Source organism: Micromonospora aridisoli, from assembly GCF_056150025.1.
In genome coordinates this window covers 237,710-257,926 of the sequence record NZ_JAXCFK010000009.1, presented here as the reverse complement: position 1 = coordinate 257,926, position 20,217 = coordinate 237,710, and the positions used below count along the sequence as shown (strand labels likewise).

The window sequence follows — 20,217 nt, the reverse complement described above, 5'->3', positions numbered from 1 at the left end:
GCACGACACCTCCCTCAGGAGTGCACGGACTGGTCGCTGATGGGGCGTCAGCGGATGTCCGGGAGATAGGTGGGAGGAGACAGTCCCGAACCAGGCGCGCTCGGCCTGTACCGAGGCCCGGCCGGTGCGGTCAGCGGCGGCAGTGGCCGGTGCATGTTGACCTTGACATGATCCTGAAAGGATTATCCGGTCGTTACCGCCCTGCTGGACAGAATTCCTGCATGGACCCCCGATCCGACGATCCGGTGATCGACGTCCGTGGTGCGGCGAAGACGTACCCCGTACCAGGCGGTGACTTCTCCGCGCTGAGCGAGGTGGATCTCCAGGTCCGCGCGGGGGAGTTCGTCGCCGTGGTGGGCCGGTCCGGCAGCGGCAAGACCACCCTGCTGAACCTGCTCGCCGGCATCGACCGGCCGACCGCCGGACAGATCCGGGTGGCCGGGACCGCCGTGCACGAGGTGCGCGAGGCCGGGTTGGCGGCGTGGCGGGGGCGCGCCGTGGGGCTCGTCTTTCAGTTCTTCCAGCTACTGCCGACGCTGACCGTGGCGGAGAACGTGATGCTGCCGATGGACTTCAGCGGCACCGTCCCGGCGCGCCGCCGCCGGCCGCTCGCCCTGGAACTGCTGGACCGGGTCGGGATCGCCGAGCACGCCGACAAGGTGCCGGCCGGGCTGTCGGGCGGGCAGCAGCAGCGGGCCGCGATCGCCCGGGCGCTGGCCAACGACCCACCGGTCATCCTCGCGGACGAACCGACCGGCAACCTGGACTCGGCCACTGCCGAGGCCGTCCTCGAACTGTTCCGCGAGCTGGCCCGCGCCGGCAAGGCCATCGTGATGGTCACCCATGAGCGCGACCTCTCCGGGTACGCCGACCGCCAGATCACCCTGATGGACGGGCGGGTCGCGGGCGACGTGGCGGTGTCGGCATGATGCCGCCGCGGACGGTGAAGATGTGGCGGGACCTGTCCGCCGCCCGCGGCCGGGTCGCGGTCATGGTCGTGGCGCTCGTGGTGGCCCTGTCGGGAGTAGGGGCGCTGCTCATCGCCCGTACCGTCATCGTCCGCGAGGCCGCGGCGGTCTATGCCGGCACCAACCCGGCCAGCGCCACCATCGACGTCGAGGGCGGGGCCGACGCCGCCCTGCTCGGCCAGGTCCGCACTCGACCCGGCGTCACGGATGCCACGACTCGGCAGACGGTCCACACCCGGGTTCGTGTCGGTGATCAATGGCGCCGCATGCTGCTGTTCGTCGTCGCACCGGACGACCCGATGCGGATCGCCAAGATTCGGGTGGAGTCCGGCGCCTGGCCGCCCGCCGACGGTGACCTGCTGATCGAACGAACCGCCGAACCGGTCCTGGACGCGGAAGTGGGCGACAGCCTGGCCATCGCCGGACCCTCCGGCGCGACCACCGCGGTCCGAGTCTCCGGCACCGTCTACGACCCCGCGCAGGCCCCCGCCGGGCAGGAAGCCACCGGCTATGGCTACCTCACCCCGGCAGGGCTGGCCCGTCTCGGCTTCACCGCGACCGCCGACGAGTTGCGCATCGTCACGTCAGCACGTGACCCGGCCGGCGTGGAGGCGACGGCGCACGCCGTGGCCGGATGGCTCACCTCGCAGGGTCACAAGGTGCATCTGATCCAGGTGCCTCCGTACCAGCACCCGCACCACAACCAGTCGGAAACGATCACCGGCATGTTCCTGATGTTCGCCATCGCGGCCCTGTTCCTCGCCGGCGTCCTGGTCGCGGCGACGCTCGGCGGGATGCTGGCGGCACAGACGCGCCAGATCGGCATCATGAAGACCGTCGGCGCCACCACCGGTCAACTGCTTCGTCTCTACCTCGGGGCGGTGGCCGTGATCGCCGCGGCCGCCACCCTGCTGGCCGTCGGCCCGGCACTGCTCGGCGGGTACGGGCTCACCCATCTCGTGGCCGGGATGCTCAACGTCGAGATCACCGACCACGCTTTGCCGTGGTGGGTGCCAGTTGTCTACGCGGCTGCCGGGCTTGCCATCCCGCTCGCGGTCGCACTTGTGCCACTGCTGCGGGCGGCTCGGATCACCGTTCGGTCCGCGCTCGACGAGTACGGCGCGGGCAGCGGTGTGGGAGGCAGGCGCAGTGACCGGTGGCTGACCCGGCTGCGCGGTGGCCGCCTCAGCAACCTCGCCGTCCGCAATCTGCTGCGCCGCCGGGTCCGGCTGGTGCTGACAGTGGCGTTGCTGGCCGCCGGTGGTGCTCTTTTCACCACCGGCCTCAACAGCTCTGCCGCGTGGGACCGCTGGGTCGATGACTCGATGGCCCGCCGCGCCTACGACGCGGAACTTCGCCTCGCCTCGCCGGCACCAGCCGGTACGGTCACGACGGCCGTGACCGCCGTCGACGGCGTCACCGCGGCCGAACCGGTGCTCTCCCTGCCGGCCACACCCGCGACCGCGGACGGACGCATCGAGGCGCAGCAGACCTACCCCGACGACGGGCACGGCCAGTTCGTGATCGCCGCGGTGCCCGCCCCCACCCACCTGCTCGACTTCGAGGTCACCGCCGGACGCTGGCTGCAGGCGGGCGACACCACCGCGATCGTGCTCAACCAGACCGCCCTCGCACGCCTCGACGAGCCCGCCATCGGCGACGACATCCACCTCGCCGTCGACGGCATCGTGCGGCGCTGGCAGCTCGTCGGCACCGTCGTGGAGGCCGGCGGACCGGCCACCGCCTACACCAGCCCGCAGGGCGTCACCGGGCTCACCGAAACGGGCACCACCATCGTGCGCATCAGCACCGCCGGCGACCCGGTAGCCGTCACCAGTCAGGTCGAGGCCGCGCTCGCCGCCGCCGGGCTACCGGTCGTCGACACGCTCCTCACCACAGACCTGCGTGCCGCGATCGACGAGCACGTCGCCATCTTCATCGGCACCCTGATCGCGCTGGCCGTGCTGATGGCCGCCGTCGGTGTCCTCGGGCTCGCGTCCACGATGAGCATCATCGTCACCGAACGCACCCGTGAGTACGGCGTCATGCAGGCCATCGGCGCCCGTCCCGCCACCATCCGCCGCCTGGTCCTCCTGGAAGGAACCCTCACCGGCATCCTCGGCGCCCTGATAGCCGTCATCCTCGGACTACCGCTGTCTCTCCTGATGGGTCGATTCCTGGGCACGCTCTCCTTCGGGCTGCCGCTGCCGCTGCAGCTGTCACCGGGCGGGATCTCCGTCTGGTTGCTGCTCTCAGTCGCCACAGCCGCCGTGGCGACGCTGGCGGCAGCCCGCCGAGCGGCCCGGCTCACCATCCGCGAAACGCTCAACTACCAGTGACGCCCGCGATCACGGCCGAATTCGCGCCCTTACCCGGCCATGGTCAGGCCGGCGGCGAGTGCCATCGGCCGCCGGTCCGCCGGACGCACAGCGGTCGCGCCGCGAGTAGCGCTGCCCTTAGCCTGCTCGGAGCGTGCGCTAATCCGTTGCGTGCTGGACTGCACCAGCAAGAAAGCGCTCGATGCAGCCGCCCGCATACGGATCTCACGCGCCCCGTCCACGGCCTCGCATGCCACGTGGCCGATGGCGCACCGGTCGTGAGCCGCGACAGCTGAACCTTGGTGGCGATCGTGACAACGCCATGTCCAGCCGCGCGCCGCCACCTGTGGGCCACCGGCTGCACACCGTAGCGCGCGGCCGGCGGCAGAGAAGAAGTACGCCGGCCGGAGTTCAGCGCCGCGGTGCGGTGGGCCTGGTGCCGGCGTCGATGTATTCGGCGAGCCGGGCGGCCCCGGTCAGCATGGCCTGGCCGCGCGCGGTCAGTTGTTCCCGCCACTGGCGCAGCGACGCGGCGAGCGGTTCGGCACCACCGGCTTCGCGCACCCGATGCAGCACGCCAGCGATGTGGTCGAGCCGGTATCCACCGCGACGCAGCAGGTGAGCGAGTTCGGCGTCGCGGACATCGTCTGGAGAGTAGACGCGGTAGCCGGTCGCCGGGTCGCGCGCCGGCTGCAGAATTCCAGCCCGCTCCCACTTGCGCAGGGTCGCGGGTCGTACGCCGAGCCGGTGGGCCAGCAGGCTGATCGGCACGGCTTTCCGGTTCTGCGGTCGCGGCGTCGAACCGGTGAGAACGGCGATCGTCGCCTCGACCGCGTCCACGGTTTCTCGGTCGCGTTGCAGCAGCGCATGGCTGTGGTCGATCGTGCGCAGCGCCGCGTCGATCTCGCCCCGGTTGACGGCACGCATGATGTCGCCGCTGGCCGCGTGGCCGTGGCCCGCGATCAGCGCGAGGTAGGCGCTCAGCGCCATGGCGTGCACCTCGGTGAACCGACGGTAGCCGGTCGGGCTGCGCTGGGCCGACGGCAGGACGCCATCTCGTTCGTAGTTGCGCACGGCCTGCGCGGAGAGGCCGTGCCGGCGCGCGAGGTCGACTGGTCGGTGTACCCCAGGGTTGGAGGGTTTCGTGGCTGTCACCGCGCTCCGTCTCTCACAAGTTTCAACCGGCGGTTCAAAGATACGGTTGATGGAATGACAGCCTTTCTCGACCTGTTTGGCGTATCGCCGGATCTGCTCGCGCTCGGCGAGCCGACCCACGGCGAGTCCGCCTTCCTCCAGATCCGCAACGAGGCCTTCATGGCGCTGGCCGAGCATGGCTACCGGTCGATCGCGCTGGAGAGCGACCGGGCTGCGGGGCTGATCGCCAACGAGTTCGTCCAAGGCTCCGCCGCAGTCACGCTCGACCGTGCGCTCGCCAACGGGTTCAGCCACGGGTTCGGCGTCGCCCCGGCCAACCGCGATCTGCTGCTGCGGATGCGCGAGTGGAACGCCGGACGGCCGGCCTCCGAGCGCCTGACGTTCCACGGCTTCGACGCCCCGCTGGAAATCGAGGGCGCCCCGAGTCCGCGGCGCTACCTCACCCAGGTTTGTGACTTTCTCGGTCTCGATCGATCAGCGGAGATCGACGACCTGATCGGGGACGAGGCGCGGTGGAGCGACACGGCAGCGATCTGGGAGCCCGGCAGGTCGATCGGGCGTTCGGCCGACGCCCAGCGCCTGCGGGTGATCGCCGACGACCTGCTGACCGAGCTGTACCAGCAGGCACCCCGCCGCCCCGATGGCTGGCAGGCGGCGTTCGTGCACGCCACGTCCGCCGTCGCGGTGCTGCGCTACCACGCTACGGCCGCCGCACCGCTGAAGCAGGAGGAACGCATCGCCCGCCTGGCCGGGGTCCGGGACGCACTGATGGCCGAGAACCTGCTCGCGATCCGGTCGACCGAGGCACACCGCGGACCCACGCTCGTCTTCGCGCACAACACGCACCTCCAGCGCCACTCGAGCACGATGACCATGGCCGGAACGGACATATCGTGGGCCGGTGCCGGCGCGATCATCGCATCGCTGCTGGACGACCGGTACGCGGTGATCGTCGGTAGCCTCGGCGCGAGCCCCGCGCTCGGCATCGAGGCGCCCGCCCCGTGGACCTACGAAGGTGTGCTCCAGCAGGAAACCACGCTTCCTCGGTACGTCCGGGCCTCCGAGATGGCGGCGGCCGAGAAGAGAACACACGACTACCGCTACTTCCCGCTGGACCAGGCCACCATCGACCACGCCGACGTGGTGCTGCACATCCCGACCGGTGTCGACGTGGCCGTGCTCGCCGACCGTGTTCTCGCGCTGCCCGACGTCGAGCAGGTCGTGGCGAGCGAGGAGAACGGGGCACCCGAGGGCGCCCGGGGTGACCGGTTCTTCTATGTCGGCCCGGACCGCCGCCAGCCCTTCGCCACTATCGTCGAGCACGACGTGCCCGGCTTCGACGAGGCCTCCCAGCTCGACCGTCCGGGCGTCTTCCGCCTCAACCTGGACCTGGGCCGAGCCGAGTTCGAGAGCCTGTTCGGCTTCCCACCCAAGGCCTTCGAGGACCACCGGCACGAGTTCGACTTCGCCCGGCTGGACACTCTCATGCCGCACCCGGGTTACGCGCTGTACGGCGTCGGCAGCATCGTCATGCCCGGCCCGCACATGCTGCCCGAGATCGATCGGCTCCTCGCGATCGCCCACACTCGAGCAGTCGACCGTCACGAGCGCTCAACACGCCGAGCGGCTGACCAGCAGGACTGAGCCACCGACCAGCGCCGCAGCGGTACGTGCGTCTGCCGGCGATCTCCGATCAGGGTCTTGCGGTACACGTCTGGACGGTCCCGTGATCGGTGCCCCACCAGGTGAATAGGTGTGGCGGGTGGTGCACGCCGATGAAGTCCCACGCGTTGAGCAGTTGTCGGAGGCCACTCACTTGTTGGTCCACGGTGCGATGCGTCAACCGCGTGGGGTCAGGCCCCGGCGATCCACGCGGGATAGGTGATCACGACATAGCTGGCGAACCGTCGCCGTCAGTTCCTGGTTGCTGCGTCCCCAGCCCTGGTCCCATTCGTCCGGGATCACGTGCAGGTCGGTGAACGGGCTGCGCAGGTTCCCACCCAGGTCCAGATGTGAGGAGACGAAGGCTGAGGCGTGCTCACTGACGGTGCGCTCGTCCACCACACCGTAGACCAGTTGCTGCGCCAGGGCCGCCAGCCACGCGTCCGCTGCTTCGGCTGCGGACGGGACAGGCGCGCCGGCTTCGATGAGGGCGTCGGGTAGCAGTTCACCGACGGGCCGGGTGTCGGTGTCGTTGAGTCCGGCGAGTTCACGCAGTGTCGGTCCGTCGTGTCCGTTGGCGAGTCAGTCCGCCGCGTACCAGGGCACCCGCTCGAGATCCACGTCACCCAGTGCGTACTCGGCGGCGACCAGGTTGGGTGGCTTACCCATCGGTCGGTTCCTGTTCCCGCAGACTCGTGCGGGTCTGCATGAGGGCGAAGCCGAGCAGGTTCAGCCCGCGCCAGCGTGTGGGGTAGGTGGCGTGCGGGTGGTCGGCGGCCACACCGATGCCCCAGACCCGGTCCAGCGGGCTGGCCTCCACGAGCACCCGCCTACCGGTACCGAGCAGGTAGGCGCGCAGCGCGGGATGCTGGCCGAACTTCGCCATGTTCCCGGCCACCACGATGGCGTAGCGGTGCTGCTCCCACACCTGCGGGTCGAAGCCGGTGACCTGCCGGCCCAGCGTCTTCGCCGCCTGCGGGTGCGCCACGGTCAGGATCTGGGCGGCCGTGGTGTGGTCGTCGAAGAGGCTGGCCTTGCACCACATCATGTAGTGCTCGGCGGTGGCGAAGCGCTGCCCGTCGATGGTGAACGCTGCCGGCCACCACTGACTCAGGCAGCCCGCCCCGATGCTGCCGTCGCGCTGCGACCGGTGGCCCCAGAAGGTGCCCCGACCAGTTGGCCCAGCCAGACACGCCGCTCACCGCCGTTCGGCGTGTTACCTGGTCACGGGGCCGATCCGCTGGGAGCGATACCAACGGGGCGGCAATCCGCACCGTCCGATCGCTACACTCCCGGACAAGGTCCGGAACCGCCCACTGGAACCGGTGCGGTGATCAGAGTCGGATGGAGACGCCGTTGACCCGCGACAAGGCCGCACCTCCCGGAATCGACCCCACCGTTCCCAGCGTGGCCCGGGTCTACGACTACTTCCTGGGCGGTAAGGACAACTTCGAGGTCGACCGGAAGGTCGCCGAGCACGCCCTGCGGATCACTCCGGACGGGCCGGCCGCCGGGCAGGCGAACCGGGCCTTCCTGCGCCGCGTGATCCGTTTCCTCGTCACCGAGGCCGGCATCGACCAGTTCCTCGACATCGGGTCAGGACTGCCCACGCAGGGCAACGTGCACGAGGTCGCCTCCGAGCACAACCCGGACGCCCGGGTGGTGTACGTGGACAACGACCCGATCGTCCTGACGCACGGGCGGGCCCTGCTCTCCGCGGAGGGCACGGCGACGGTGATTCAGGCCGACATCCGGCGACCGCAGGAGATCCTCGACGACCCGGACGTCCGCCGGTTCCTCGACCTCGACCGGCCGGTCGGGCTGTTGCTCTTCGCGATCCTGCACCACCTCGGTGACGACGAGGAGCCGCGAGCGGTGTCGGCAGAGTTGGTCGAAGCGCTGCCGTCGGGCAGCTACGTGGCGATCTCGCACTTCCGTGATCCGGGTGAGCGGGACCCGGAAGGCTCCCGAAAGGCCCGTGAGGTCGAGCGGATCTTCAACGAGTCGCTGGGCACCGGCCGCTGGCGTACCGACGAGGAGATTCTCTCCTTCGTCGATGGGCTGACGCTGCTGGAGCCAGGACTGGTGCCGTTGGCCGAGTGGCGTCCGGATCCGGACACACCCGCGTCGAAGCAGACCGACACCTACCACACCTTCGTCGGACTACTTGCCCGCAAACCGTAGAGCGTCGCGACGTAGCCGGCCGCTACGGCGGAGGTCTGGTTCGACCGCACCGTCGCATCCAGCGTGGACAGTGCTCGGAGGGCGGCCGCCTGGGCGGTCAGCAGCTGGGTGACCGCCGCGCCGAGGGGGCGGTGCGGCTCACGCTCGCCCGTGGCGAGGTGCCACAGGCGGCAAGCACCTCCGGCGAGACCCGTCCATCCGGGTCGGCGTGCGCAGCCGCCAGCCAGGACAGCTCGTGCTCCACCAGAGAGTGGGTGAACAGCCGGTTCGGCAACATCAGTGGGAACTCCAGGTCACCATTGCGCTGCGAATGCGGGATGGTCGCCATGTCGCGCGCTCCGGTAGGCGACCGCAGGCCGTGTCCGGCGTCGTTCCTGACTCCGCCCCGGCCCCAAAAGGGTATCGAATATCGTTTCCAATAGGCTAGATTTGGTGGAGCGGATGAACCGGCCGGTCCACCAAGGAGCCATACGTGCCGTTCGACGAAGGCGGCCAGTGCGCCGCGACGGCACTGGCGGCCCGCCGGCTGGCAGCGCACCCCTGGATCGATGTCGCGCACGTCGAGCCGGGCGGTGTCGTGCTCACGCCGGCGGCGGCCGCGCTGTCGGTCCGGCCGTCCCCCGGTGCGCTCATGCAGGAGTATCTGCGGCACTGGGGAGACATCTACGACTCGGTCTACGGTGAGACGCACGGGCGGACACCAGATCTGGACATTGCCGGATGGCGCAGGTCCGACACGGGAGCTGCGTTCGACGCTGAGCACATGCGGGACTGGGCGGACCAGGCCGCGGCGCTCGCCCTGCGAGACCGGCCACGCTGGGTGTTGGAGATCGGGTGCGGTACGGGTCTGCTCGCGCAACGCCTGCGCGAGCGTGTCGATGGCTATGTCGGGACTGACATCGTTCCCTCGGTTCTGGCGTCGCTCGCGGAGGTCGACGCTGGACGAACCGCCTTCGTTTCCGCCGCGGCCCACGAGGTCGACGATGATTCGGTCCGTCGTGCCCTGAACGCGGTGGGCTGCCCGGTCGACGGCCCGGACTGCGTGGTGCTGAACTCCGTCGTGCAGTACTTCCCCAACCTGGAGTATCTCGGCGTGGTGCTGCGCGCCGCAGTCGATCTGGTGGCTCCCGGCGGCCGGATCGTCGTCGGTGACGTCCGGCACGCGGGGTTGTTCGCCCGGTTCTGCGAATGGGTCGAACGCGGTGTCGAGCCGAGCGCCGATCCGGCGCTGATCGCCAGCCGGGCACGGGCGCGGGCCGACCGCGAACCTGAACTTCTCATCGACCCGGTAGGGCTGGCCCGGCTGCTGTGCCGGATCGCGGCGGAGACCGGTCGTCAGGTGTCGATGGCCGTGCAGCCCAAACAGCTGCGCGCCGACACGGAACTGACCCGCTACCGGTTCGACGCCGTGCTCCTGGTCGACCAGCCCGGGAACCCGGTCGAGCCCCCGGGGGTCGAGTGGGAACGGATCGGCCTCTCCGCGGTCCGGCTGGAGGCGTTGGCCGACCGGGTGGCCAGGGGTCCCGTGCGGATCTCCGGCATCCCGAACCGGCTGTTGGCGGCCGCGCCCGATGCTGTGACCGCGTACCAGCTCGGGCTGGCGGTCAGGGGGACCGGTGCCGTCGTGGCCCTGGAGCCCGGCGACCCGCACACGTTGGGCGTGGTCTGTCCCGCTGCGGCGGCGGCACGGCCGGTTGCGCTGATCGCCGCGAGCGGTCCGGGTGTCGCCCACGAGCCCTTCGAGCTCTTCGTCCGCCGCATGCTGATGCAGGTCGCCCGCCGGGTGTTGCGGGCCGAGCGGCTGGACGGCATCGACGTGTCCGTCGCCGTAGGCGTGCCGCTCGCGCGGTCCGTATCGGAATCCCTGGGGCGGGGGGCTGGAAGAGACCGCGGTCGGCCCTTATGATGACAATGAAAACCAATACCAAACTTGTGTGCGGCGCGGACGCATGACGACGGAAGCGGGTGACCGATGGACCGGACCGACGGTTGGTCCCCGCTCGACACGTCCCCTGCCGACGGCAGCGCTCTGGAACACCTGGTACGCCAGGCGTCAACCGCGGGCGGGCAGACGCTCGAAGATGTCCATCTGCCCGACGTGCTGGCCGTCGCCGATCGGCTCGACGAGGTGGCGCTCCTCGCCATCGCCTACACCCTCGGTCGCTGCGGCCTGTTCGACCGGCCCGAGACGGTCCACCCGCTCGGCACGATCTACGCGGCGACCAAGGTCGCACCGCGGCACCGACGCATCGTGCGACGGTGGCTTTCGGCGCTGACCTCGGCGGGCATGCTGACCGAGGATCCGGCCGGCCATCGCGGGCTACGCCGGGTCTCCGCCGCCGAACTGGAAGAGGCGACCGCCGACCTTGAGGACGGCGTGGCGCGGCTCGAGTACGGCCCGGCCATGAGCCATTTCCTGCTCAGCTCGGTGGCGTACCTGCCGGAGCTGCTGCGTGACGAGATCAGCCTCCAGGCGCTGCTGTTCAACGATGGTGACCTGGATGTCGCCGAGGCCGTCTACCGCGGAAACGTGGGCAGCCGCTACATCAACCGGGCCGCCGGCACGCTGCTGCGCGGCATCGCGAGTCGACACCGCGGCGCCGCGCCGTTGCGGGTGATGGAGGTCGGCGCCGGTATCGGCGGCACCACCCACGAGGCCCTCGCCGCGCTCACCGACGTGCCGGTCGACTACCTGTTCACCGACGTGAGCCGGTTCTTCCTCACCGCCGCGGGCCAGCGGTTCACGCACCCGGGAATGCGGTACGGCCTGTTCGACATGAACCGGGACTTCGCGGCGCAGGGCTACCACCGGGGCTGCGCCGACGTGATCCTCGCCGCGAACGTACTGCACAACTCCCGGCACGCCGGTGACGTCCTCGCCGGCCTCCGGACGCTGGTCGAGCCGGACGGATGGCTGCTGTTCATCGACACCAGCCGGGACCACCTGCAACTGATGACCTCGATGGAGTTCCTCATGTCGCCGGCCGCGGACGATCCGGACGTCGACTTCACCGACTTCCGTCGCGGTACCGACAGGTTGTTTCCCAGCCGTACGGAATGGCTCGACTGCATGCGGGTCGCCGGCTTCGACCCGGTGGCGGCGCTGCCGGCGGAGTCCGACGCCGTCGCCCGGTTCGGCCAGTTCGCCTACCTGGGACGCGCTTCCGCCGGTTGATCCTCAACGAAGGAGACCCCTTGATCGAGCCTGTCGCCGTGGTCGGCCTGGCCTGCCGCTTTCCGGAGGCCCCGGACGCGGACGCGCTGTGGGAGTTGCTGATCGCGGAGCGCGAAGGGCTGACGCGGTTCAGTGCCGCTGAGCTGACCCGGCGAGGGGTGCCCGCCGCACTGCGCCGCAACCCGTTCTACGTGCCCGTCGGCGGAGTGCTCGCCGATCAGGACCGCTTCGACCCGGACCCGTTCGGGATCGGTGCCCCCGAAGCTCAGGTGCTCGACCCGCAGCAGCGGCTGTTCCTGGAGTGCGCGTGGCACGCGCTGGAGGACGCCGGTCACGGCGGCACCCGTGACGCGGGCACCGTCGGGGTCTACGCCGGATCGGCGTTGTCGGCGTACCTGCTGACCAACCTGGCCGGCCGGTTCGACCCGACGGGCGGTGCCGACCCGGCCGGGAATCTGGACCTGCACGGCGCCAACGTCGCGGACTACCTGCCGCTGCGCACCGCGTACCGGCTCGGCCTGACCGGGCCCGCGGTGAGCGTCGGGGCCACCTGCGCCACCTCTCTGGTCGCGGTGCACCTGGCCGCCCAGGCACTGCTGAACGGAGAGTGCGACACGGCCATCGCCGGGGGTGTGTCGCTACGTGTACCGCAAGGGCTCGGCTACCTGTACGTGCCGGACGGCCCGTTCTCCCGAGACGGCCACACCCGCCCGTACGCCGCCGGGGCGAACGGGACGGTCTTCACCCAGGGCGTCGGGGTGGTGGTCCTGCGGCGGCTGTCCGACGCGCTGCGCGACCGGGACCCGGTCCGGGCCGTGATCGTGGGTTCCGCGGTCGGCAACGACGGCGCCGAACGGGTGGGCTTCACCGCTCCGTCCGTCACCGGGCAGGTCCGCACCATCGCGGAGGCACTCGGGACGGCCGATCTGCACCCCACCGACATCTCCTACATCGAGGGACACGGCACCGGCACGCCGCTCGGCGACCCCATCGAGGTACGCGCGCTGGCCCGTGTCTTCGGCAGTGCGCCCCGGCCCTGGTGCGGCCTGGGTTCGGTCAAGGGCAACATCGGCCACGCCGACTCCGCCGCCGGGGTCGCCGGGCTCATCAAGACCGTCCTGGCTCTGCAGCACCGGGTCATCCCCGCCTCCCGGTACGCCGACCAGCCGAACCCGCAGCTGGGTCTCTCCGGATCCGCCCTGCGACTGGTCGCCGAGACCACGCCGTGGGAGCCGGTCAACGGCGCACGTCGAGCCGGGGTCAGCTCCTTCGGCGTCGGCGGAGTCGACTGCCACGTCGTGTTGGCGGAGGCGCCGGCCACACCGTCGGCAGCCCGTGACGAGCGCAGTCAGCTGCTGCTCGTGTCGGCGGCGACCGGCGCGGCCTGCCAGGCCACCGCACTCCGCCTGGCCGACCGGCTGGCCGAAGGCCGCCCCGATGACCGGCTCGACGACGTCGCCTTCACCCTCGCCGCCGGCCGCCGGGAGCAGACGGCTCGCACCGCGGTGGCGGTGCGACCCGGACAGGATCCCGCCGAGGCGCTGCGCAGGGCCACTCCGCTCGCACCGTCGCCCAACCGGGCCGCCCGGGTGATCTTCGCCTTCCCCGGGGGTGACGCGCAGTATGCGGGCATGGCCCGCGGCCTCTACGCCGACGAGCCGGTCTTCGCCGCCGCGGCGGACGACATCGCCGCGGAGCTGTGCCGGCTGACCGGCGACGACCCGCGCGACATCATGCTCGCCGCGCCCGACGACGCGAACGCCCGCGCCGCGGCCCGAGCGCCGCGCACCGGTCTGCCCGCTCTGTTCACCACCGCGGTCGCCACGGCCACGCTGCTGGAGCACTACGACGTCCGCCCGGACCTGGTGCTGGGGCACAGCGTCGGTGAGTACGCGGCGGCGGTCGCGGCGGGGATCCTCTCCGCCGGTCAGGCCGCCGAACTGGTGGCGGAACGGTCCACGCGGATGGGTGAGCTGCCGCCCGGAGCCGTGCTGGCCGCCCAGATCACCGAGGACGACGCGCGCGCCCTGCTCGCCGAGCACCCCGAGTTGGACCTGGCCGCGGTCAACGCGCAGGATGCCTGCGCCCTCTCCGGGCCCCGCGTCGCCGTCGCGGAGGCGGCCAGGCAGCTCGCCGCCGCCGGACGGAACGTCCGGGTTCTTCCGATCGACACGCCGGCCCACTCCCGCCTGGTCGAACCGATCATGCCGGCACTGCGGGCGGTGGCCGCGCGCCTGACGGCCAAGCCGCCGGTGATTCCTCTGATCACCACGCTCACCGGCCGGCAGGTCACCCCCGACGAACTCGCCGACCCTGAACACTGGGCGCGGCACCTGCGCTCCACCGTGCGGTACGCCGAAGCCATGCGGACAGCGCTCGCCGACGGTCCCGCGATCGTGGTCCAGGTGGGTCCGGGCACCGGCCTCGCCTCGCTGGCGGCGCAGGCCGGACGGGAGGCGGTACCGGCCGCGCTGACCACCTTCGCGGACCCGCAGGACGCCTCGGCCACGGCGACGCGGCACGCCTTTCTCGAAGCGCTGGGCCAGCTCTGGTGCCACGGCGTAGCAATCGATTCCGAGGCCCTGGGCCGCGGCGACCGCCGCCGGCTGTCGCTACCCGGGTACGCCTTCCAGCGCGACCGCTACTGGATCGACGCGCCCACCGGTCGGCGTACCCGGAGCGTGATCGGCCCCGACACCGCCGAACCCGACGCCACCGAGCCGCTGCAGGTGCCGGCCTGGCGACAGCTGCCGCCCGCCGACGTCACCGGGCAGCTGGCCGGCACCCGCTGGCTGATCTGGGGCGACACCGACCGGGCACCGGTCTTCGAGGCCGCCCTACGGCGGGCCGGTGTCGACGTCCGGACCTCGACCTCCGACGGCGCGGACCACCGGATCGACGGCGTGCTGTGGGTGGCCGACTCGTCCGCCACGACTGCCGACGCGCAGGCCCGCGTGCGCGAAGATCTGCTCACGGCGGGCCGGCTCGCCGGTCTGCTCGCCGATCTACCCGGCCACACCGCCCCGGCGGGCCTCGCGTTGCTTCAGGTCACCGTGTGCGGGGAACGGGTGGCCGGCGACGAGCCGGTCGACCCGTCCGCGACCGCTGCCCGCGCAGTGCCGCGGGTGCTGGCTCAGGAGCTGCCGGCGATCCGCTGGCGCAGTGTCGACCTGCCCGGCGCGGACCAGGACGCGGCGCTCGACGCGGTGCTGGCCGAGGCCGCTGACCTGGTGGGTCCGGACGCTGCGTCCGGCTGGGAGTTGGCCTGGCGGGGCGGGCGGAGGTGGATCCGCGAGTGGGAGCCGTGGCGGCCGGCCGCCGGGGTGCCCGAACGCGTCGACGCGCCGGTCGTGCTGATCACCGGCGGGCTCGGCAACGTCGGGCTGGCGCTGGCCCGGCGGCTGGTCACCGAGGAGCACGCCCGGGTCGTGCTGGCCGGGCGTACCGGGGAGCCGGACGCCTCGGCCACCGAGCCACGGCTGGCCCACCGTCGAGAGGCGCTGGGTCAGCTTCGCGCCACCGGCGCTGGGGTGTGGGTGGAGACGCTGGACGTCACCGATACCGATGCCGTCGCTCGGCTGCTACACCGGGTTGTCGACCGGTGGGGGCGGATCGACCTGGTGGTCCACGCCCCGGTGGTGATCGAACTGACACCGCTGTCGGAACTCGACGCCGCCGCCGTGGACGCCGTGGTGGCCCCCAAGGTCGGCGGCGCGGTGGCGCTGGCAAGGACGATCGGCGGGCTGCAGCCGCAGGTCCGTCCGCGGGCCGTGCTGCTGATGTCCTCGGCCGCCGGGACGGTGGGCGGCTTCGGGCTGAGCCCCTACGTGGCGGCCAGCCGGTTCCTGGACGGCGTCGCCGTCGCCGGGGGAGCGGCCGAGGCGTCGTCGAGTGCACCGGAGGTCGGGGGGCGGACCGAGGGCACCCGCTGGCTGTCGGTGGACTCCGACCGCTGGCGGTTCGGCACCGCCGAGGAGCGGGAATCCGTATCCGAGATCACGATGCGGTACGCCCTGGACGCCGACGACGCCGTAACCGCGCTGATCCGGCTCGGCGCCCTCGCCCGCTCGGGCACCTGCCCACCCCAGGTGGCCGTCTCACCCGGGGAACTCAACGGCCGCTCGCTGGCTCTCGCCGCCCGCACGGTGCGGGCGACCAGCGGCTCCAGCGGAGCCGACGGCACCCTCGCCGACGACGCGGAGCGCCTGATCGCGGGGGTGTGGAGCGAGGCGCTGGGCCGGCCGGTCACCGACCGCGACGACGACTTCTTCGCACTGGGCGGGCACTCGCTGCTGGCGACCCGGGTGCTCGCGGTGTTGCGGGACCGGCACGGCGTGGAGGTCTCGCTGCGCGACCTGCTCGCCCATCCGACGGTCTCGGCCCTGGCCGGCCTCGTCGCGGTCGGGTCCCGGCAGCGCGGCGAGACCAGCCCGACACCGGCTCCTGCGCCCGCCTCGATCCCGCCACCGGCCGTGGTCACCGGACCGGCGTCCGTCACCGGGCCGGCCTCCGTCACCGGACCGACGAGTCGGCCGGTGCCCAGCGAGCCGTTTCCGCTCACGCGGGTGCAGCACGCCTACTGGATCGGCCGCTCCGGCACCTTCGACCTGGGCCAGGTCGGCTGCCACTTCTACTACGAGCACGACTGTGCGGGCCTCGACCTCGAGCGGTACCAGCGGGCGTGGAACCGGCTGATCGAGCGGCACGAGATGCTGCGCGCGGTGATCACCGACGACGGGCAGAATCTGGTGCTGGACCAGATCCCCACGTACCGGATCCCGGTCGTGGACTGCCGTGCCGTCGGACCAGAGCAGCGGGAGCAGGTGCTGCGGCAGCTGCGCGAGCGGCTCTCCCACCGGGTCGCCGCCCCTGGCCGCTGGCCACTCGTCGAGGTGCACGCCGTCCGGCTGTCGGAGGACGTGACGCGGGTGGCGCTCTCGGTGGACGTGCTGATGTGCGACTCCGCCAGCTACATGATCATGGACCGGGAGCTGGCGACGCTCTACCGCGATCCGCAGACCGAACTGCCGCCGATCGGGATCACGTTCGCGGAGTGCGTGACCGCCCTCGAACAGCGCAGCCACGGCGAACGGTACCGCCGTGCCGCCGCGTACTGGCGCGATCGGCTGGACGTGTTGCCCGGTGCGCCCGAGTTGCCGGCGCGACCTGCTGCGGGCCCGCCGCGGTTCGGACGCCGTCGCGCGGAACTGGAGCCCGACCGGTGGCGACGGTTGCGGGACAGGGCCGCCACGGCGGGAGTCACGCCGACCGCGGTGCTGCTCGCCGCGTACGGTGACGTGCTGGCCGACTGGTCGGGCGGGCAGCACTTCACCGTCACCCTGACCGTCTTCGACCGTCCGGAGATTCACCCCGATGTGGACCGGGTGGTGGGGGAGTTCTCCTCGCTGCTGCTGCTGGAGATGGACCGGCGAACCGGACGCAGCTTCGGCGACCGGGTGCGGGCGGTGCAGGAGCGCCTCTTCGCCGACCTGGACCACCGCGAGTTCTCCGGGCTGGAACTGTTGGCCGAGCGCGCCCGCCGCACGGGCTCCCAGACCAACGTTCCGGTCGTCTTCACCGGCATGCTCGGTCTCGACCGGGCCGGCGGAGCCGAGCCACACGAGCACGACTGGCTCGGCCCGGTCGTGTACGGCGTCAGCCAGACCCCCCAGGTCTGGTTGGACCACCAGGTGTTCGAGTTGCGTGACGCACTGGTGCTCCAGTGGGACGTCAACGAACAGGTCCTCGACCCGGCGCAGGCGGACGCCGCGTTCGGCAGCTACGTACGCCTGCTGGAACGGCTCAGCGACGTCGACGAGGCCTGGACGGACGGGACGCCGCGGCCCACGACGGCGGTCCGCCCCGCTGACCGGAGTCTGCCCGACCAGACCGAGGCCGCGCTGGCCGGCGTCTGGGCCGACCTGCTCGGCCTGGCCCCGGACGGCGTCCCGGTCGACGCGACCTTCCTCAACCTCGGCGGGGACTCGCTGCTGGCGGTCCGCATGGCGGCCCAGATCCGCCAGCGCCTCGGGGTGGGGTTGCCGTTGCCGCAGATCCGACCCACCTTGACCATCCGGCAGCTGGCCGAGCTGGTCCGGGCGCAGCCGGCGGGCACGGCTGCCCGGCCCGGCACGGACATCCGGCTGCGCCGCCGGATCGACCGGGACGCGCCGTTCCCCATGCTGCCGCTGCAGCAGGCGTACTTCGTCGGCCAGCACGGCGGCTGGGAGCTGTCCTATCCGTCGGTGCACGCGTACACGGACATCCGGCTGTCCGGACTGGACGCGGAGAAGGCCGCGCAGGCGTTGGACGACGCGGTTCGTCGGGTGGTCGCGCACCAGCCGATGATGCGCGCCCGACTGTTGCCGGACGGTACGCAGCGCATCCTCGACATCGAGGATCCGTCGGTCTACCGGCCGGTGCGCACCCTCGACCTGCGCGACGCCACCCCGGACGAGGCGGACCGGGCCCTCACCGCGCTGCGCGCCGAGATGAGCCGCCACGGTCCGGACCCCACCAGCGGTCCCGGCTACGACGCCCGGCTGACCTTCCTGCCCGGCGGGCAGGGCCGGCTGCACGTGTCGTTGAGCCTGCTCACCTGCGACGGGTGGGGTGCCGGCGTGTTCGACCGGGAGATGTTCACCTACGTCGCCGACCCGAACACGGTGCTGCCGCCGCTGCTGGTGGACTTTGGCGACTACGTGGCGGCGATGGACCGGGTCCGCCGGACGCCGGAGTGGCGCGCCGACTGGGAGTGGTGGCGGGCGCGGCTGCCGAACCTGCCGTACGCGCCCTCCGTACCCACCGTCGTCGACCCGTACCAGGTCGATCCGCCGCTGATGGGCATGCGGGAAACGCGACTGGACGGCGCGCAATGGACGACACTGCGCGAGCAGTGCGCCCGGCGCAACGTGACGCCGGCGACGGCGCTGCTGACCGCGTACTCGATCGCGCTGTCCCGGCTGACCGGGGAGCGCCGGTTCCTGCTCAACACACTCCAGTTCAACCGGTTGCCGTTGCACGCTGACGTGGATCGCATGATCGGCCCGTTCTCCACCACGGCCCTGGTCGCGGTGGATCTCACCACCGGGACCACCTTCGCGGAGTTGGCGGCGGCGGCGCAGGCCGAGGTCGGCGAGACCCTGGCGCACAACCTGGTCACCGGCGTCGAGGTCGCTCGGGAACTGGGCCGGCTGCGCGGGACGCGGCGTCCCGTCGCTCCGGTGGTGTTCCAGAGCACTCTCGGCATGGACAACGCGCTCGGCGGGGACCTGCCGGCCAGCGCGGGCCCACTGGGCGAGCTGGTCACCGGCGAGTACTACCAGCAGGTCCGGACGCCACAGATCTGGCTGGAGTGCCGGGTGTTCGAGCTGCGCGAGGAGTTGGTGATCAATTTCGCGCTGGTGGAGGAACTCTTCGGCCCCGGCGTGGTCGACCGCGTCGTCGCCGACACGACGACCCTGACCCACGCCCTGCTCGACGGCTCCGGCTGGGAACGACCGATCGATCTGCCCGCCCCGGTGGTCGCACGTCCCGGGGAGACCGGCCCCACCAGCTCCGCTCTGGCCGCCGGCTCAGCCGGCGGCCCACCCGCCGACGATCTGGAGCGCGAGCTGGCCGCCCTCTGGGCCGAGGTGCTCGGCCTCGACGTATCGGACCAGGCCGCCATGGACCGCCGCGCGGACTTCTTCGCGCTCGGCGGGGACTCGCTGCTGGCGGTCCGCATGCTGGGCAGAGTCGCGACCCGGCACGGTGGACCGGTCTCGCCGAGGGATTTCCTCAGCGTTCCCACGCTCGCAGGGCTGGCCGACGTGCTCCGCGACCGAAACACCGCCTCGGCCGTGACCACCGGGGACGTCACCGCTTCGGCGGTGACGGTCGCCGAGCCGGGTGCCGACATCGCGGTCCCGCTGCGGGAGGGCCGGGGAGCGCCGTTGTTCCTGGTGCATCCGTCCGGTGGAGACGTCATCTGCTATGCGGAGCTGGCCCGGGAACTCGACACCTCGCGTCCGATCGTCGCGCTGACCGACCCTGCGCTCGCCGGACACGAGGGGCCCTCGACCATTCCGGCCATGGTGCGGCAGTACCTGGACGTCATCCGACTCCAGCAGCCGGAGGGCCCCTACCTGCTCGGCGGTTGGTCGATGGGCGGCACGGTGGCCCACGACATGGCCGTCGAGCTCCGCCGTCGCGGCGATGATGTGTCCCGGCTCATCATGATCGACTCGAACAGCCCGGACCGCATCGTCGCTCTGGAGGGTCTGGACCGGCCGCGCACCCGAGACGAGCTGTGGCGGCGTTACCTGCGCTCGATCGCCGCCTTCCTCGACACCGATATGCCGGCAGACCTTCCGGCCCTGGAACAGCTGTTGCGCGGGCACGGCGTGCTGGGCCGGGACGAGCCGGCGACCAGCCGGCGCTTCGAGGTGTTTGCCCGGCACCTCGACGCCCTCGCCGGGCACACCGCCCACCCCCTCGGCCCGGAGGTACCGGTCCTCCTGCTGCGTACCGGCCGGACCTCGCCTGCCAACACCAGGGTCGGCATGGGCGTCGACGACGCGTTCGACGAGGCCGACCTCGGCTGGCGACCGTTCGTCGGCGGCGATCTGACCATCAGGGTCGTCGATGCGCATCACTACTCGTTGTTGCGCGCACCGGCGGTGCAGGCGGTCGCGCGGCACATCGGCGCGGCCCTTCCGCCGGCCTGAGAAAACCACTGATCAAGGAGAACGACCATATGGGGCAGATGTCTCGC

At 71.7% G+C, this 20,217-nt stretch carries 11 protein-coding genes; 7 read left to right on the top strand and 4 right to left on the bottom strand.

The window, feature by feature from the left end; all coding sequences use genetic code 11:
- Window positions 1-221: 221 nt before the first annotated feature.
- Window positions 222-929: an ABC transporter ATP-binding protein gene (locus SM447_RS20460; protein ID WP_474574441.1), complete on the top strand. Its 708-nt coding sequence runs from the start codon at window positions 222-224 to the stop codon at window positions 927-929.
- Entirely contained in the window at window positions 926-3,307 is a 2,382-nt protein-coding gene (locus SM447_RS20455; protein WP_474574440.1) for an FtsX-like permease family protein, read from the top strand. The genes SM447_RS20460 and SM447_RS20455 overlap by 4 nt, the downstream gene beginning before the upstream one ends.
- 390 nt (window positions 3,308-3,697) lie before the next feature.
- On the opposite strand, the gene SM447_RS20450 is transcribed toward SM447_RS20455, so the two are convergent.
- The gene (locus SM447_RS20450; protein ID WP_474574439.1) at window positions 3,698-4,441 is read right to left on the bottom strand and encodes a TioE family transcriptional regulator; all 744 of its coding nucleotides are present in this window, start codon (window positions 4,439-4,441) and stop codon (window positions 3,698-3,700) included.
- Between the two features lie 54 nt (window positions 4,442-4,495).
- Between SM447_RS20450 and SM447_RS20445 the strand changes: the two genes are divergently transcribed.
- A complete protein-coding gene (locus tag SM447_RS20445; RefSeq protein WP_474574438.1) occupies window positions 4,496-6,085 on the top strand; it encodes a DUF6194 family protein in 1,590 nt (529 codons plus the stop codon).
- A 195-nt stretch (window positions 6,086-6,280) separates the two neighbouring features.
- On the opposite strand, the gene SM447_RS20440 is transcribed toward SM447_RS20445, so the two are convergent.
- On the bottom strand, window positions 6,281-6,502 hold the full coding sequence (locus SM447_RS20440; protein ID WP_474574437.1) for a hypothetical protein: 222 nt from the start codon (window positions 6,500-6,502) through the stop codon (window positions 6,281-6,283).
- A 262-nt stretch (window positions 6,503-6,764) separates the two neighbouring features.
- A complete protein-coding gene (locus tag SM447_RS20435; RefSeq protein WP_474574493.1) occupies window positions 6,765-7,292 on the bottom strand; it encodes an NADAR family protein in 528 nt (175 codons plus the stop codon).
- 167 nt (window positions 7,293-7,459) lie between these two features.
- Between SM447_RS20435 and SM447_RS20430 the strand changes: the two genes are divergently transcribed.
- The gene (locus SM447_RS20430) at window positions 7,460-8,287 is read left to right on the top strand and encodes an SAM-dependent methyltransferase (protein ID WP_474574436.1); all 828 of its coding nucleotides are present in this window, start codon (window positions 7,460-7,462) and stop codon (window positions 8,285-8,287) included.
- A 97-nt stretch (window positions 8,288-8,384) separates the two neighbouring features.
- Here the strand turns inward: SM447_RS20430 and SM447_RS20425 are convergent, their stop codons facing one another.
- Window positions 8,385-8,615, bottom strand: coding sequence for a hypothetical protein (locus tag SM447_RS20425; RefSeq protein WP_474574435.1), 231 nt, complete (start codon window positions 8,613-8,615; stop codon window positions 8,385-8,387).
- 144 nt (window positions 8,616-8,759) lie between these two features.
- On the opposite strand from SM447_RS20425, the gene SM447_RS20420 reads away from it, so the two are divergent.
- From SM447_RS20420 to SM447_RS20410, 3 genes are all read left to right on the top strand, one after another.
- Entirely contained in the window at window positions 8,760-10,193 is a 1,434-nt protein-coding gene (locus tag SM447_RS20420) for a methyltransferase (RefSeq protein WP_474574434.1), read from the top strand.
- A 66-nt stretch (window positions 10,194-10,259) separates the two neighbouring features.
- Complete coding sequence (locus SM447_RS20415; RefSeq protein WP_474574433.1) at window positions 10,260-11,462, top strand: class I SAM-dependent methyltransferase; 1,203 nt, start codon at window positions 10,260-10,262, stop codon at window positions 11,460-11,462.
- Window positions 11,463-11,482: 20 nt separating this feature from the next.
- Window positions 11,483-20,170, top strand: coding sequence for an SDR family NAD(P)-dependent oxidoreductase (locus SM447_RS20410; protein ID WP_474574432.1), 8,688 nt, complete (start codon window positions 11,483-11,485; stop codon window positions 20,168-20,170).
- Window positions 20,171-20,217: the final 47 nt, after the last annotated feature.